Consider the following 16,111-nt stretch of genomic DNA (forward strand, 5'->3'; position numbering starts at 1 on the left):
TAATTCCGTTTAGTTGAAGGTGTAGTTCATTTGAATCGCAGATAGATACGCAACCGCATCACCAGAGAACTCTAACTCTTGGCCTAGTTCGTTAGTTTCTTTGAAATCACCATCTTTACTTTGTACAAGGGCAAAACCAGCATCGAACGAAAGGTTAGGGCTGTACTGGTAAGTTAAACCTGCGCTGTACCAAAAACGGTCACTATCAGGGATACTTAACGTCGCTTCACCCGCTTGTTCGTCGTATGCAAGACCAGCTCGCAGAGTCCACGCTTGGTTCAATTGATAAGTCGCACCTAATGAGTAACGGTTGTTATCGTCGTAATGTTCAGTCTTTTTGAAACATTCACCATTTACACAATCTGGACTGGTCGCTTTAAGTTCTTTGAAGCTACTCCAACCCGTTTGCTGCCAACCGTAGTGAATTGCCCACTGGTCAGTCAGTTGGTGAAAAGCGGAGATTTCTATAATCGAAGGTAATGTGATCTTAAGGCGACCTGTTGTAGATGTAGCACTGCCTTGTACGATGCTTCCGGTGTAATCGTTAAAGTCACCATCATCAAAATCTAGGTCGACTTCAGAACGATAGGCGATAGCGAACCGATTGTTTTCGTTTAACTCATATAGCGCACCAACGTTCCAACCGAATGCAAAAGTTTCACCCGTCATGCTAATCAGTTTGGTAGAAGCAGGATCACCGGTAATGTTAGAAATTGAACCTTGGTGACGGTTCAGTTCTGCCTCAGCGTAAACAAAGTTCACGCCGGCACCAACGCTGAATTGTTGGTTAATTCGATATGCTACGTTTGGATTGATGTTAACAGAGAGCAGAGAAGTATCACCGGCGAGATCGCCAGCATAGATATCGTCTGGGTAGTCAGTCGCTACACCATAGTTTGAGAACATTCCGATACCCCAAGCCCACTTTTCGTTGATTGGGCTGATGTAATAAGCGGCCGGAACGACTTGCAAAGGTGCAACGTCATTGGACTTCTGACTTTGACCGCCAGAACCCGGAACATTGTTCTGTGTAATATCTACTTCTGGATCAACGATAGAAACCGCGCCTGAAAATTGGGCTGTATCAAATAGGGTCATTGCGGCGGGGTTTCTTGCTAGTACACTCGCGTTGTCAGCTACTGCACCTTCACCTGAAAACGAGCGACCAAGACCTGAAGCAGAATGCTCAGCAACTTGGAAGCCAGCGGCAAGTGAATTACATGCAAATAGCACTGACAGTGAAACGAGAGAGCGTTGTATTGTTTTCATCCTTGACCCTCCTAGGGCATCAAATTTCATTATTCTTGTTTGAAAACACACTGAGCATTTTTGGTGTTGAAGCTCTAATGTAAACAGCATGTTAAATTCATGTTTTATATAAAGTCAAAGAAAGAGTTGTTATTTTGTGAACTTATATTTTTGAGGGGCGGCACTTTAACATCAATATTATAAATACAATCAATGATTTATTCATGGTTGGAGGTGTGACCAGAACGTTTATGCACCATTGCGGTACAAATAGTGTTCAACAGCTCAATATGTAACGATTTTGTTTCTGTTTACCGCCATTCCCTAAATCGGCATAATATCGGCTCATTTTGATGGTCATTTAATTGGAATTTATAGTTTGGAATTACTCGCGATAGAGTTTCTTGGTAAACCGCTTCGTTTAGAAGGATCGATGGCAGGGTGGCAGCAGCTATTTTGGGACAACACATTAGTGTCTCAATTAGATGCGACTTCGGAAGATGGTGATGTGCGAACACACACATTTATGCTTCGTTCTGGCGAAGAAACGTTGCAGTGTCACGTCGAATCTACGGTACAGTGGCAACCTTTTGAGATGGCTTATAAGGCGCTGGTTAACGGACAGGTCATCACCGAAGGAAGCCGTAATACTAAAGACATCGAACAGCAAACTCCGGTTGTCGCGCCTAAACCTGAAAAGCGTTTTAGCCTGATTGGGTTAGTATCGCTTGGAATGAAAGCGCTTAAGAGTGCTAAGTTGATTAAAGTGGTGCTTGCATCTGCAAGTTTAGCGGCCTATTCGTGGCTATTTTCTATCCAGTTCGCTCTCGCTTTGATCGCTTGCTTGATGTTCCATGAATATGGTCATATTAGAGCCATGAAATACTTCGGTATGAAAACGAAAGGTATTTATCTTATCCCTTTCCTTGGTGGCTTAGCACTGTCTGATGAAAAGATTAATACACGGTGGCAAGATGTCGTTATCTCAATCATGGGGCCTTTATTTGGACTGATATTGTCGCTTGTGTTTACCGTTTTGTATTGGGTGACAGGCGAGATGTTCTTTGCGGGCCTTGCGGTATTTAATGCCTTACTAAACTTATTCAACTTGCTACCAATTTTGCCTCTCGATGGTGGTCATGTTCTAAAAAGTATCAGCTTTTCAATGAACAGCGTGCTCGGTATCGTTCTGTGTGTCGCAGCCGCGGTTGCTGGAGTTGTGCTTAGTTACCAGTTAAATCTAACTCTGTTTGGTTTCTTATTGATTATGGGCAGTGTTGAAATCCTGTTTGAATGGAGAGGGCGCCACCATAGCCATTTATTACCACTAGATAGATATGGCCAAGTAGTTTCTTTCCTTTGGTATGTAGGTCTAGTTTCTAGTTTGATCGGCGTTATTTGGTATTTCGCTTCTACGGGCGACCAGCTACTAAGCCTACCGTTACAGATCCTTGGTACTTAATACTCTCGCTATAGAGTAAAGGTCAGTACTAAAATCTAGCTAAACTAAAAACGCCCTAACCATTTGGATAGGGCGTTTTCTTATCATGTGTTAGTCGAGCTCTGCTATAAAGGTTCTCTTCGCATTGAGACTAGGCTTTGCAGTTTGGCCTTGCGACGTTTGATTTTGGCAATGTCGTGATCTTGGTCTGTAGATCTTTGATTCGAGTACTGTGAGAAGGGTGTGTCGATAGCAATTCTGGTGGTTGGCTTCCGCCAGATGCTTTAGCCATGTTTTACCATAAGTCGACACTCTGCCTTGGGTCGAAACCGGCTTGTGCCATATACTCTAAACCAACGATGTCGGCCTCAGATTCTTGTGTTCGACCATAAGGTAGAATCACACCATATTGGACACCTAAACCTAACGCAGCCATGGTTACCCCTTGATATTGCTTGTATTCAGATGAACCCAAAGCAACACTCGTAATCGATAAACCTGTATTGGCGATCTGAGATTGGGACAAACGTTCGTTGCTGTGATCAGCTAAAACGTGTGCGACTTCGTGCCCTATAACGGTCGCTAGTTGATCTTGATTTACAGCTACGTCAAGTAGCCCAGTGTACACACCAATTTTACCTCCGGGTAAGGCAAACGCATTTACTTGGTCACTATCAAAAACAACCACTTCCCATTCGCTGAAACCTTGCTTAGGGATATGTTGAGTAATGCTATTCGCTACACATTGTACATAAGCGTTGGTCTTTGCATCTTTACTGATAGGTTGCTCTTTCTTCATCTGTTCGAAAGATTGTGCACCAAGCTGAGACATATCTTTGTCTGAAAAGAGCAGCAATTGATTTCTACCCGTTGGGGAAGCGCTGCACGCGGTTAAGCCTGCGAGTGTGAGAAGCGAGGCAAACTTCATCCATGACGTCATACAATATCCTCTGTGTATTCGGTTTTTATGCATGTTAACATCAACTTGCGCAATGGCTAATAGCTGTAAGATAACTTATTAGATGTAAGACACGAACAGACACCATTAGCGAAACCTGCTCAAGTCATACGATATTAATAATTAAGGACCCTGCATGACCATTTGGAAAAAGCCTGTTGACCTAGATACCTTCAACGCAACCTCAAAGAATACCTTAATTGAGCACCTCAACATTGTTTATACCGAGGTAAACGACAATTCATTAGTGGCGACGATGCCAGTTTGTCACTTCACTCACCAACCACTTGGTATGCTTCATGGTGGCGCTTCCGTTGTGCTTGCAGAAACGCTCGGCTCATTAGCAGCAAATTTCTGTGTGCCAGAAGGCTACTACTGTGTCGGGCTCGATATCAACGCGAATCATGTAAGGTCGATGCGTGAAGGGCATGTAATCGGTACCGCTGAGCCTATTCACCTTGGTGTATCGACACAAGTATGGCAGATAAACATCACTGACGAGCGTCAACGCTTGGTTTGCACAAGTCGTCTCACCATTGCAGTAAAAAAGCACAAGCGATGAATCACTAAACTGTTAGACCCATTGTGACTAACGGTTTTAACTCCATTACCCACCATAATCCTAGTTTGAGAAATCCATGGTCATAACCTTTAAAAGTGGAAAAGTCATTGCAACAGCACATGAGCTTGTTGTGCGTTTAGATGGTGAACATAGAGTCATGCTACAAGCACAGGTTGATGCCATTCAACTGATCGGAAAAGGGGCAAATGTCATCTCCGCAAATGGCTCTGAGTGTAAGTGGTCAATAAAACTCGATGATGAGCAACAACTTCGCGACATTGCCAATGAAATTGGCTGTGATGTCATGTAACTCTATAGCGTCTAAGCACTTTTGGTGCTTGTCGCCTCTCTATATTTGAGTAGGGCTGCCTAAATTCGATAATTCTGTGTAAAAACATTATCAGTTAGATTGATTTTCGCTAATAAAATGAGGAAACTGAATTCAATATGCCTTGATTAAGTTTTCCTCTTTATGAGTAGCCCAAGACTTCGCGTTCAATTCGAAACCCTATTTGAATACTTCGATGGTAAAGACTCTGATGTTCAGCTCGATGACATAACAGATGTGCTCTGTTGTACCCGTCGAAATGCTAGAATGGTTCTCAACAAACTCGAAGAAGAGGGCTGGGTAGAGTGGCTACCTGCAGCTGGTCGAGGTAAGTTATCCCAACTCATCTTCAAGCAGAATCGTTGTGACGTTAGCGAAAACTTGGCTAGACGCTATTTAGAAGAAGGTAAGATTGGACAGGCACTGTCTGTCCTTGATCAAAATGCCGCGAAGCTTACTCAAGTCATCCAAAATTACTTGGGCGTACAGTACCAAGAGGGTGAACAGGTTATCCGTTTGCCTTATTATCGTCCGCTCTCCATGCTTAACCCGACCAAGTCGATGCGTCGTTCAGAGCAACACATCGCCTGCCAAGTATTCAGTGGTTTAACTCGCTTGGATGAGAATGACCAGTTACAGCCTGACCTTGCGCATTCTTGGCAAAAAATCAGTGATCATCAATGGCGGTTTTTCTTAAGGTCAGGGGTTCGCTTTCATAACGGCGAACCACTTATGACAAATCATGTAGTTGATACGCTGCTAGCGCTAGAACCACTCAACATGTTCTCCCATATTAAAGACGTATCATCTCCGGCTAATTGCGTGGTTGATGTCTTTCTCACGCGCCCAGATAAATACTTCCCGCTTGCACTCACAGAATCTGTCGCAAAAGTAACGTTACCGATGATTTTGCGAGGTGAGGATTATGATATTCGTCCAATTGGTACTGGGCCGTATCGCATTGAGAAGAATGACGAAAAACAACTCGTGTTAACCGCTTTCAATGGCTACTTTGGTTTTAGGCCCTTGATCGACCGTGTGGAAGTTTGGGTTGTAGATGAAGCCTATTCATCGATGGTTTATCCGAGCCTTTCGAAACCTGTTATGGCTGATCGCGGTGATAGCGACGAGGTAGAACTTGACCCGGGATGTACCTATCTACTGCTCAATAGAAAGAAAGGTATCGCGAAGGACCCAGCATGGGCTGAGTTTTTGTCTAACGCTCTAAATGCTGCCGACCTGTTTGTCCATATCCCCAAAGATACAGTTATTGATTTGGGCGTATTGCATGCTTACGGCATCAAACCAGGTTGGTACGATATCAAGTTAAAAGTCCCAGTATGTCCACCAGCCGATACTAAGCCTTCGATTAAACTAGCATATCAATGCCAACATCCTATGTTTCCTACGCTTGCTAAGGCCATCGTTACGGTACTCAAGCAATATAATGTCGATGTGGAGCTTTTCGGCTATGAAACCGATCCACCACATGCGGATGACGTGGATATTTGGATTAACCCTATGGGAATTGCAAATAACAGAGACGATGCGTTGGCATGCTGGCTTATGGATTACAGTTTTCTTGATGAATCGAGCCCGGCAGAAGACTTTGATCAATGGTGTCATATGATTGATCGTTGGCGCTCAGGTGAATTTGAACAATTCCCAGCAAGGCAGCTTGGTAAGCAACTGGTACAAAGCAACCAATTGATACCTATGTTCCACTGTTGGTTAGGGGTTAACAAAGACCAGTGCGGTACCTTACAAAACGCGAAGTGCAATGCGCTCGGTTGGTTCGATTTTAGCCAAGTTTGGGTTAAGCCTGACGTTGATTAATACGCGAATAGCTTCTCAAAGGGCAAGGGAACAATAATGCAAACCGTCTTAGTGACATTTATTACGCTGGTGGCTTTTGCGGCAAATTCTGTGCTGTGTCGATGGGCATTGATGGATCAAACCATCGATCCTTTGAGTTTTTCTGTTATACGTATTTTATCTGGCGCGTTTACTCTATTGATTTTGCTAGGTATCGCGTCCCAAAATAGCAATAACACAGCTGAGCCTAGTCCCACATCGCTGTTTTCTAAGCTCAAATCTCAATTCAGTCTAGTCTCCATAGTGTCATTGATCGTTTATATGTTCGGGTTCTCGTTTGCATATTTAGAACTGGGAGCAGGGCTAGGAGCGTTAGTACTGTTTGTTGCGGTGCAATTTACCATGATTGCCGCTCATCTTATCTCCGGTAACAAGATGTCCTTGATTGAGTGGGCTGGCTGTTTGCTCTCTGTTTCAGGGCTTATTTATTTACTGATGCCGACCAGTTCAACCAGTACACCTGATTTAGTTTCAATTTCGCTAATGTCATTGGCAGGTATCGGATGGGGTATTTATACCTTGGCCGGCAAGCGATCTTCAAATGCTCTGCTGTCAACAACGGCTAACTTTGGGTTCTGTTCTTTGATTGTCTTGGTGTTGATATCACCGTGGCTCGTAACACCAAGTAAAGCTCTTGATATTTCGATGTCTGAACAAGGGATCATTTATGCCGTGTTGTCTGGCTCTGTAGCTTCAGGGGTAGGTTACAGTTTGTGGTACTACGTAGTGAAGAAGCTCAATACTGTTGTGGCATCCATCGCACAGCTTTCGGTTCCGGTTATTGCAACGCTCGGTGGCGTACTGTTGCTTTCGGAGCCTGTCACCATGCAATTCGTTATTTCATCAACCATCATATTAGTCGGCATAAGCTTAGTGCTTGTAGCGCCTAAACTTAAACAATAAGAATCAGCACGTTACCTTTATGGCGAAACCAAATAAGAAGCAACCTACGAAAACCGTTCAAATATTTTGCGCGAAATGCAAAACACAGTTATTCAAATATCGAAAAGGCGGTAAGGGTGCGCTCGTAAAATGTTTTAAGGAAAGGATTGTTGAAGACTTTACGACAGAGCCCTGCATTTGCCCTGAATGTGGAATTGAGTTTGCTCGAGATACCTTAGTACGAGGCACACCCGCATTTAAGTTCGTGGGTGGTAAGGTCACTATGAAATAGCCATGAAGCTAAAATACAAAAAATGCCACAACGTAAAGCACGTGTGGCATTTGAAATTGTGTCTTGAATAAACTGAGTTAACGCAGTGCTTGGCTACACTTTAGTACGCCCTTGAATCTTGAGAAGCAGCAGTGAGACGATCGCTCCGGTCGTATCACATAGCATGTCTTTTTGCGCATCCCAAATATCACCTTGTGACCCAAGGAAAGCGATACCTTCATCACCACCTGCGATTTCAGCATACCACCACTCAATAATCTCATAGCCTGCCGCAACACTCATGATGGCAAACAGTGCAAAGAAGCACGCAATCACGGGTTGAGCCAATTTCTTCCGAATTAGATACTCAGCGAGCGGGTAGGCATAAAGCCCGATAGAGAAGTGCGCGACTCTATCAAAATTGTTGCGCTCAGAGCCAATTAACTGATTAAACCAATCGAACGGTACTTCCGCAAAAGTGTACTTAGCACCAATCGTGTGCAGTGCCAACCAAATGAACATCAAAACATAAGCGGTTTTTGAAAACGTTAATTTAGTCGATAACCACCAAATCCCGACAAGATTCAGTAGGGCGGGTACGATTTCTGCGATCCAAACTGCTCTTGAAGACGGTGCAAACGCTGAGAATAGAAAAACAACGAGATACAACGCAGTGAGCGAGAGTAGAGGTCTATTTTGAGCAAGTGGCGTAATTGTCATCATCAGATCCTATATAAGTTTGATGTATAGTTACACAATAATGAACACTGTTCAATTGGGTTTTAATTACCAAAATTGTTGAAAAGTAGCGTTATCGCCCAGTATCTAGACAAACGGTTGCGAGAGTTTCACTAAAGTTTGATTTACAACAAAGCGATCCATAAAATCCCCGTATCACTACATAACAAGAAAGAAAGTCATGAAACTGGAAACTGTCGATTATCTTGCTGACGACGCAGCAGAACAATTTGTTCGCTCTTTACGTGAAACTGGATTTGGCGTACTGAAAAACCACCCAATCCCGAAAGAGCTTGTTGAGTCAATTTACGAGAACTGGTACCAATTCTTTATCTCTGAGGAGAAAGAGAACTTCCACTTCAATGTTGAAACACAAGATGGATATTTTCCACCTTCAGTGTCTGAAGTTGCAAAGGGCCACACGGTAAAAGACATTAAAGAGTACTTCCACGTTTACCCTTGGGGCCAAATTCCTGAGCAGCTTAAAGAGCAGATTCTAGATTACTACCAACGCGCTAATGCTTTTGCTCAAGAGCTATTAGGTTGGGTTGAAGCGCACGCTCCTCAAGAAGTACAAGAAAAGTTCTCTATCGCTCTATCAGAAATGATCAACGGCAGCGAACAAACTCTACTTCGCGTACTTCACTACCCACCAATGCAAGGTGATGAAGAACCAGGTGCTATCCGCGCTGCAGCACACGAAGACATTAACCTTCTTACTGTGCTACCTGCAGCAAACGAGCCAGGCCTACAAGTTAAATCTCAAAACAACGAGTGGCTTGATGTACCTTGTGACTTCGGCAACATGATCATCAACATCGGTGATATGCTTCAAGAAGCATCTGGTGGCTACTTCCCATCAACGACTCACCGTGTAATTAACCCAACTGGCGCTCGCCAAGAAAAATCACGCATCTCACTGCCTCTTTTCTTGCACCCTAAACCAGAAGTGGTGCTATCTGAAAAGTACACAGCAAATGAGTACCTAATGGAGCGCTTAAGAGAACTAGGCGTTATCTAATTAGTCAGACTTCATACTCTAAAGGCCAGCATCACGCTGGCCTTTTTGTTGTTAGAACATATAACTAATTGAAATTTGTTTATTTTGAAACTCGACAAACCGCGATAGATCGCTTTCAATTAATAATACACACAAATGCATATGGTAACGGGCCCAATCAATTATGTTAGACAACCCAGAATCATCGAGCCACCAAGACATAAGCCGTCATTTTCATGCTCATATGGAAAACCCGTTGCTCTGGCCAATAATGGAAGTGCTGAAACAAAAGCCAAGTGGGTGGAAGGTGCATACCCTGGCCGCACATCTTAATGAACTCGGTTTCGTTCCAGTGTTAGACCAAGTTCCAGAGAAGGAGTTATTCAAGAAGAACTTCTTAATCATGAACGCACTCTACCAACTGCAAGAGACACTCTACCCAGATAATTGGCTTCAAGTTCAGGCGATGAACATAGAGCTAATGTGTGGCCGATACCATGGAAGCACACACGCTATTGACCACCAAGACCCGTTGCGTGAGTACTATATCGACTGGTCAAACTATGAGGCCGAAGAGGGTGAAGTTAGAAGGCTATTGAATGAGTTTTGGACTCGATATAAAAAGTATGTGGGTGGTGTCGAAACAGACATGGATCGAAGCCGCGCATTGAGTCTATTTGAATTACCGCTCGACGCTTCCCCAGAGGAAATTCGTAAGCAGTGGAGAAGGCTAGCACTGCGCTGGCACCCAGATCGAGATCAAGGTAACACGGCTCAGTTTCAAAGATTGTGCGAAGCGTGGCACGTCTTGCGAAGCTAAAATTCTCAGTTAGATGTATTGTGGTTTATGAACGACAAAGCCCCACTTTAGACAAGTGGGGCTTTTTACGTTTTATCAGTTATGAGTGACCTTTACTCACACCGCTTTTATGTTCGAATGCGTAATCAAGCACTTTACGGATGTACGGCGCACCGACCTTAGAACCACCATTACCATGCTCAATAACGACAGTGGCAACATAATCCGGATGTTCATAAGGCGCAAAGGCAGTGTAGAGCGCATGGTCGAGTAGATGCCTTTCAAGCTTTTTGGAGTTGTACACCTGATCTTTTGCCAAGCCAAATACTTGCGATGTACCCGACTTACCACCACTTGTGTACTTGGTTCCTTTAAACGCTCTCCTGCCGCTACCACGGCTGCCATGGTTCACTAGTCGCATCGCATTAATCGACACATCCCAGATCTTGTCTGGAACTTCGTCAATAGATGGCATTTGCTTTGGTTCGACTAGCTGTTGGGTCTCAAAGTCTTCACCATGATCGAGTGTTGCTCGCAGTATATGGGGAGGCATGACCTTACCGTGATTGACTAACACAGAGGTTGCTTTCGCAAGTTGCAGCGGGGTCGAAGTCCAGTACCCTTGTCCAATACCGATCGGTACCGTGTCACCTTGATACCAAGGCGTTCGGTAGCGCATCATCTTCCAATCTCGAGTCGGCATGTTGGCGTTACTTTCTTCGTATATGTCGATGCCTGATGGCTTACCAAATCCAAAACGGTTCATCCATGTACTGATCCGATCGATACCTAGGTCAAATGCCACTTGATAGAAAAATGAATCCACAGACTCTTCAATTGCTTGTGTTACGTCAACCGGACCATGGCCCCAACGCTTCCAGTCACGCCACGCTTTGGAGTTAGACTTAGAACCTGGGATACGCCAAACACCGTGGTCATTACGAATGGTATTTTCTGAAATTACATGCTCTTCCAAGCCTGCAACAGCCATGAACGGCTTTACAGTAGAAGCAGGCGGATAAACACCTAGCGTTGCTCTGTTTACCAATGGATGGGCAGGGTCATTGAGTAGTGTTTGGTAATTCTTACTAGAAATGCCATCAACGAAAAGGTTAGGGTCGTAACTCGGGCTTGATGCCATTGCTAAAACACTGTTGTCTTTCGGGTCGAGAATAACCGCGCTACCAGTGCGATGGTCAAGCTGCTCAAACGCGTACTTTTGCAGTTCAAGATCAATGTTGAGCACTATGTCTTTCCCGGCTACTGGTGGAACATATTTTATGGTTCTGACGACACGGCCCCGGCTATTTACCTCAACCTCTTGATAGCCTTTTTGACCATGAAGTATATCTTCGTAGTATCGCTCAACACCAAGCTTACCGATGATAGTTGTTGCTTGATAATTCGCTTCTTTGCCTTGTTCTTCTAGTTTTCTTAGGTCGTTGTCATTGATGTGTGCAACGTAGCCTAATACATGGGTCAGTACTTCACCGTTAGGGTAGAAACGCTTTAAGCTGGTATCGATTGTCAGTCCTGGAAACAAGTATTGGTGAACCGAGAACTTTGCGATCTCTTTTTCCGTCAGGTTCTCTAATATCGTAACGGACTTAAAGCGGCGGGTATTGCGATAGCGCTTTTTAAAACGCGTTATTTGTTCTTCACTCAGCGGGATGTACTCATTGAGCTTGCTTAGCATCACGTCTACATCTTTTGTTTGCTCAAGGATCATGGTGAGTGAAAACACCAGTTTGTTTTCAGCCAACAACACACCATTTCTGTCGTAGATTAGCCCTCGTGTAGGGGCGATAGGGAGCACTTTAATTCGGTTCCCGTCAGCGCGGGTTTGGTAGCTATCAAAGTTTTGAACTTGAAGTCGGTATAGGTTACCGACTAAGACGAGAGTGAAAAGCAGAATACCTATGAATGCGACAATAACACGGTTTCTAAACAGGTTTACTTCACTTTTATGATCACGCATTTTTACGCGTTTGTGGTACATCAAATCTTAGCCTGTTACATTTAGTTACACTTGTTTAGGCGGACTTTACCATAGCTTCGTAAAAACAATGTCATGTTTTATGAGCTTCTCAAAGATAACCAGAGTTCTATAAATTATGGAAAATGGATTGTAGGGCGCATCACCCGCTTATTTATCGTGCACAAAGTTCGTTACTTAACATTTGTGGCTCGATAGGGTGCTGTTCTAAGATTCGTAGAAATAAAAACGGCCCCCATTTTTGGGAGCCGTTATTTGTTATTAAATAGAACTTAGTTCGAAGGCTTGAACTGAGACTTACGCATGCGGTTAAGAGCCGCCATAACATCCAACGTTCTTGGTTTCGCTAAGTCACCGTAGTTAGGCATGTTTTGGTGCCAATCGTTACCTAGAATCGCGTTGAACTCTTTTGCTGGATTATTCGTCCAGCCAGGCGTTTGTGCAAACTGGAACCAAGCCCAACCAATCGCGTTGACTTCAGACGTTGATTCAAGTTGCTCTAGTGCAGACAAGTCTGCAAACTCTTTACCAAAACGCAGAGACTCTTTGCCTTTAGCACTTACACGGAACTTACCATCAGTAAGGATGTTCATCAGTGAAGCACGGTTCAATGAACGAGGAACAAACATCTCTAATGGCGTTTCACACTCGTTAGTACGCTGAGTAGGGTGCTGGGCAATCACGTCTTTTGCTTTCTCTGTCACATCTACCGCTTGGTAGTCGTGCATTTGGATCACAGTGTCTGCAACGTCAAGGTAATCACCAGAACCGCCCATAACGACGATGGTAGAGATTTCCATTTCATCACGTAGTTGGCCAATACGGTCTACAAGAGGAGTAATTGGCTCGTCACCTTTTGAAACCAATGCCTGCATGCGCTCATCACGGATCATGAAGTTGGTCGCAGATGTATCTTCATCAATCAATAACGTTTGAACACCAGCTTCAATCGACTCTTGTAGCCAAGCCGCTTGAGAGGTAGAGCCCGAAGCGTCTTGAGTACTGAAATCAGACGTACCTTTCTTCATCGGAAGGTGATTGATGTAGTTAGACAGGTTTAAGCTATGTACACATCGGCCATCTTCAGCGCGAATCTTCATGGTATCAATGGCAGTCACAATGCCTTCGCGGCCGTCACCAGGAATATGGTTGTAGATAGAACGCTCAACCGCATTCAATAGTGTCGATTTACCGTGGAAACCACCACCAACGATCAATGTAATCCCTTTAGGAATGCCCAAGCCTGTTACGTCGCCTTGGTTTGGCGTGTTTAACGTAACGCTCAGTGATTCTGGTGCTGTGAAAGGAACCGCATCTTTCATTGGAAGGTCACAGTTACCCGCGATACGTGGTAATACACTGCCATTTGCCACAAATGCCGCTAAGTTATGCTCATCTAGCTGTTCACGTAGCGCTTCTTGGTCTTCGATCGTTTCACAGTGTTTGATCATTGCATCAATGTTCAGCTCACGCTCTAGCGTTGCTCGGCGGATAAACTTCGGCAGGTAGAAGGTGATGATATTGTTCGCTTTCTTCGCAAGAATGCTACGACCATCAGCAGGTAGGTTAATACGGAAACGAATTTCGATACCGTGCTCAGTAAACACAACGGCGGTGTTGTCGAGTACTGTTTGACCCGTTAATGCAATAGAAACGGTCGCTTCTTGTTTTGCGAACTCAGCAAAACTACGTGCAATAAAGTCACGAGCCGCTACTTGGTATTCATAAGACTTTTCTTTCAGCCAATCTAACCCAGTTAACGACCACGCGCGTGTTGCACGAAAACGAGAAGCTGACGCGTATGGGTCACCTTGAATGTGGTCGATGTGTAATTCGAAATCAGCAAAGTCGTATTGACCTTTAATTTGTTGATATGCACGGTAGTTTTGTTTTTCGAGCTTTTTAAGCTTTGCAGTCAACTGATCCATAACGAGGAATGCCTATATAAAGGGGAAGATAAAAACAGAAAGGCGGCGATTATAAAAATCACCACCTATAGAGTAAAGAGAAACTAGGCCTAAATCCAAAACTAACTGTGCTTTTCTGCTTTAAGCGTAACGAGTTGTCCCTAAATAGTTTTGATTGACTAAGCTATGCTCGAATTCTTGGCATGGCATCGGTCTGCCATAAAGGTAACCCTGGCCAACGTCACAGCCCTCATCAATAATAAACTGCTCCTGAACTTCTGATTCAATCCCTTCAATCATCACTTTCAGATCCAACTTTTTCGCGATCTGGACGATGGAACGGACAATCTCAGAGTCTTCACTCGAGTCGAGCATCTGGTCGATGAAACTCTTATCAATCTTGATTGCATCAAATGGGAACTTCTTAAGATAACTGAATGACGCGTAGCCGGTTCCAAAGTCATCCAGTGACAATGTCACGCCTATGTCATGCAATGTTTCAAGCGTGTTCTTTGCCACCACTTCATCTGCAATGAGTCCGCTTTCTGTCACTTCGAGCTCTAAGAAATGAGGTTCAAGGTGATAGGTTTCCAGTAAATGGACGACTTGCTCAGCAAAGTGCGCGTTCTTGAGCTGCACCGCAGACACATTAACCGCCATCTTGAAGTCTTCAACGTATTCAGACCATTCTTTGGCTTTTTCAATCGCATTACGCAGTACAAAGCTACCGACTTCGAAAATCAATCCGTTCTGCTCGGCCATGTGTATTAAGGTTTCGTTTGAAATGTCGCCTAAAACTGGGTGTCGCCAACGAAGTAGAGCTTCAGCTCCCACCCAGCGGTGAGTTAACGGGCACACTTTAGGTTGGAAATAGAGCATCAAGTCATCGTTACGTACCGCTTGTAGCAAATAACCTTCGATCTTGTTGATATGACTTTGTTCATCAGTATGAGACTGAGAGTAATACGCAAACTTTTGTCCGGAATCTTTGCATGCGAGCATAGCTTCAGAGGATTTCTGGAGAATGCTCTCAGCATCATCTTCATTGTTGGTGGTCGCAATGCCAATAAACGCGTGCAGGTGAACTTTATCTTTATCAATGTCAAATTCGGAGTGGCCAACCTTTACTAGTGTTTGACAGAGCTCTTCGAGACGATGGTGCAAGTCCTTATCGCTGAACGCTAATACCAAGTCAACAGAAGTAGGGCGTGCTGTTAATACGTCGATATCAGAAATGCTGTCGATACGTTTTCGGTACTCCACCAAAACTTTGTCTAGCGCGTTGTAGCCGTATCGCGCTTGTATACGCCTGCCATTAGTGAAGCCGATATGAATGACGGCGAATGAACAATCAGTGAGTCGACGTTGTGATGATAGTTTGTGATTAAGGCGCGACTCAAACGCATTGCGGTTCAAGAAGCCGGTCCCGAGATCGTGGTTCTTTTGAAAATTGATTTTTTGTTCAGCCGCTTTACGCTTATCAACTTCTTGATTCAAAGAATAATTCAGACTAGCGAGATCTTTAGTTCGTGTGTATACGCGATTTTTTAGGTCGCGATTCATTTGAGCTAACTTTGCATGTTGGAAGAGGGTTTTAAGCTGAGATTCTATTGAGGTACGAAAGCTCTCAAGTAATTTGATATAAGTGGGCGTATAGTGATTTTCCTTCGAGTCCAAGATACAAATGGTTCCGAAGATTTCTCCATTTGGCCAAAGGAGGGGAATACCACAATATGAGACCAAGCCCAGTTCAATGTCGGGGTTGTTTTCCCATGATGGATCTTTGAGCGCATTCGGTACGAGTAGGCGCCGTTGCGATTCCATTACTGTTTCACAATAAAGGCCGTTGCCTAACTTTTCTGAGTCACCTTTATTGTAAGGATTGTTCTCGCTATGACTGGTTGAGAATACTTCAATGTAATTTGAGTGAACACGCATAATAAGCGCAGCTGGCACTTGAGTAATTTGAGCTAAGAGATCGACAATATTTTGCCAACCGTGCTCCATATCGTCTGGGATATCTAAATCGAGTGTTTTTATTTTCTTCATATGACTCCGAGTCAATTATGCTAAATGCATCAACACATCCTGTGTTAATTATGATGA

The 16,111-nt window shown here is 44.0% G+C and carries 13 protein-coding genes and 1 pseudogene; 8 read left to right on the top strand and 6 right to left on the bottom strand.

From position 1 onward, the window contains the following. Positions 1 to 9 precede the first annotated feature (9 nt). Positions 10 to 1,269 carry an outer membrane protein transport protein gene (locus tag L1D55_RS03045; RefSeq protein ID WP_239916470.1) on the bottom strand — a complete coding sequence of 420 codons (1,260 nt, stop codon included), beginning with the start codon at positions 1,267 to 1,269 and terminating at the stop codon, positions 10 to 12. A gap of 358 nt (positions 1,270 to 1,627) precedes the next feature. Here L1D55_RS03045 and L1D55_RS03050 point away from each other — a divergent pair, with 358 nt between their 5' ends. Next, positions 1,628 to 2,710, top strand: a complete 1,083-nt coding sequence (locus tag L1D55_RS03050; protein ID WP_239916471.1) for a site-2 protease family protein — start codon at positions 1,628 to 1,630, stop codon at positions 2,708 to 2,710. A gap of 130 nt (positions 2,711 to 2,840) precedes the next feature. Here the strand turns inward: L1D55_RS03050 and L1D55_RS03055 are convergent. Further along, positions 2,841 to 3,629, bottom strand: a pseudogene (locus L1D55_RS03055) (M48 family metallopeptidase). Between the two features lie 154 nt (positions 3,630 to 3,783). On the opposite strand from L1D55_RS03055, the gene L1D55_RS03060 reads away from it, so the two are divergent. The 5 genes from L1D55_RS03060 (at position 3,784) to L1D55_RS03080 (ending at position 7,586) form a co-directional block, all read left to right on the top strand. Then, the gene (locus L1D55_RS03060) at positions 3,784 to 4,209 is read left to right on the top strand and encodes a hotdog fold thioesterase (protein WP_004738033.1); all 426 of its coding nucleotides are present in this window, start codon (positions 3,784 to 3,786) and stop codon (positions 4,207 to 4,209) included. A gap of 76 nt (positions 4,210 to 4,285) precedes the next feature. After that, the gene (locus L1D55_RS03065) at positions 4,286 to 4,519 is read left to right on the top strand and encodes a DUF3389 domain-containing protein (protein WP_239916472.1); all 234 of its coding nucleotides are present in this window, start codon (positions 4,286 to 4,288) and stop codon (positions 4,517 to 4,519) included. Between the two features lie 162 nt (positions 4,520 to 4,681). Continuing rightward, positions 4,682 to 6,373 carry an SgrR family transcriptional regulator gene (locus L1D55_RS03070; RefSeq protein WP_239916473.1) on the top strand — a complete coding sequence of 564 codons (1,692 nt, stop codon included), beginning with the start codon at positions 4,682 to 4,684 and terminating at the stop codon, positions 6,371 to 6,373. A gap of 36 nt (positions 6,374 to 6,409) precedes the next feature. Continuing rightward, a complete protein-coding gene (locus L1D55_RS03075) occupies positions 6,410 to 7,315 on the top strand; it encodes a DMT family transporter (protein WP_239916474.1) in 906 nt (301 codons plus the stop codon). Positions 7,316 to 7,334: 19 nt separating this feature from the next. Further along, complete coding sequence (locus L1D55_RS03080) at positions 7,335 to 7,586, top strand: hypothetical protein (RefSeq protein WP_004738029.1); 252 nt, start codon at positions 7,335 to 7,337, stop codon at positions 7,584 to 7,586. Positions 7,587 to 7,679: 93 nt separating this feature from the next. On the opposite strand, the gene L1D55_RS03085 is transcribed toward L1D55_RS03080, so the two are convergent. Continuing rightward, a complete protein-coding gene (locus tag L1D55_RS03085; RefSeq protein WP_239916475.1) occupies positions 7,680 to 8,285 on the bottom strand; it encodes a DUF2238 domain-containing protein in 606 nt (201 codons plus the stop codon). 199 nt (positions 8,286 to 8,484) lie between these two features. On the opposite strand from L1D55_RS03085, the gene L1D55_RS03090 reads away from it, so the two are divergent. Then, positions 8,485 to 9,324: a 2OG-Fe(II) oxygenase family protein gene (locus L1D55_RS03090; RefSeq protein ID WP_004738026.1), complete on the top strand. Its 840-nt coding sequence runs from the start codon at positions 8,485 to 8,487 to the stop codon at positions 9,322 to 9,324. Positions 9,325 to 9,487: 163 nt separating this feature from the next. After that, entirely contained in the window at positions 9,488 to 10,123 is a 636-nt protein-coding gene (locus L1D55_RS03095) for a DNA-J related domain-containing protein (protein ID WP_239916476.1), read from the top strand. Between the two features lie 79 nt (positions 10,124 to 10,202). Here L1D55_RS03095 and mrdA read toward each other — a convergent pair whose 3' ends face one another. The 3 genes from mrdA to L1D55_RS03110 form a co-directional block, all read right to left on the bottom strand. After that, complete coding sequence (gene mrdA / locus L1D55_RS03100) at positions 10,203 to 12,101, bottom strand: penicillin-binding protein 2 (protein ID WP_239916477.1); 1,899 nt, start codon at positions 12,099 to 12,101, stop codon at positions 10,203 to 10,205. 269 nt (positions 12,102 to 12,370) lie between these two features. Then, the gene (locus tag L1D55_RS03105; RefSeq protein WP_239916478.1) at positions 12,371 to 14,026 is read right to left on the bottom strand and encodes an ABC-ATPase domain-containing protein; all 1,656 of its coding nucleotides are present in this window, start codon (positions 14,024 to 14,026) and stop codon (positions 12,371 to 12,373) included. Positions 14,027 to 14,146: 120 nt separating this feature from the next. Further along, positions 14,147 to 16,054 (bottom strand): EAL domain-containing protein, encoded by a 1,908-nt coding sequence (locus L1D55_RS03110; protein WP_239916479.1) that lies wholly within the window; start codon positions 16,052 to 16,054, stop codon positions 14,147 to 14,149. Between the last annotated feature and the right edge of the window lie 57 nt (positions 16,055 to 16,111).

The organism is Vibrio sp. Isolate22 (assembly GCF_022398115.1).
GTDB lineage: Bacteria > Pseudomonadota > Gammaproteobacteria > Enterobacterales > Vibrionaceae > Vibrio.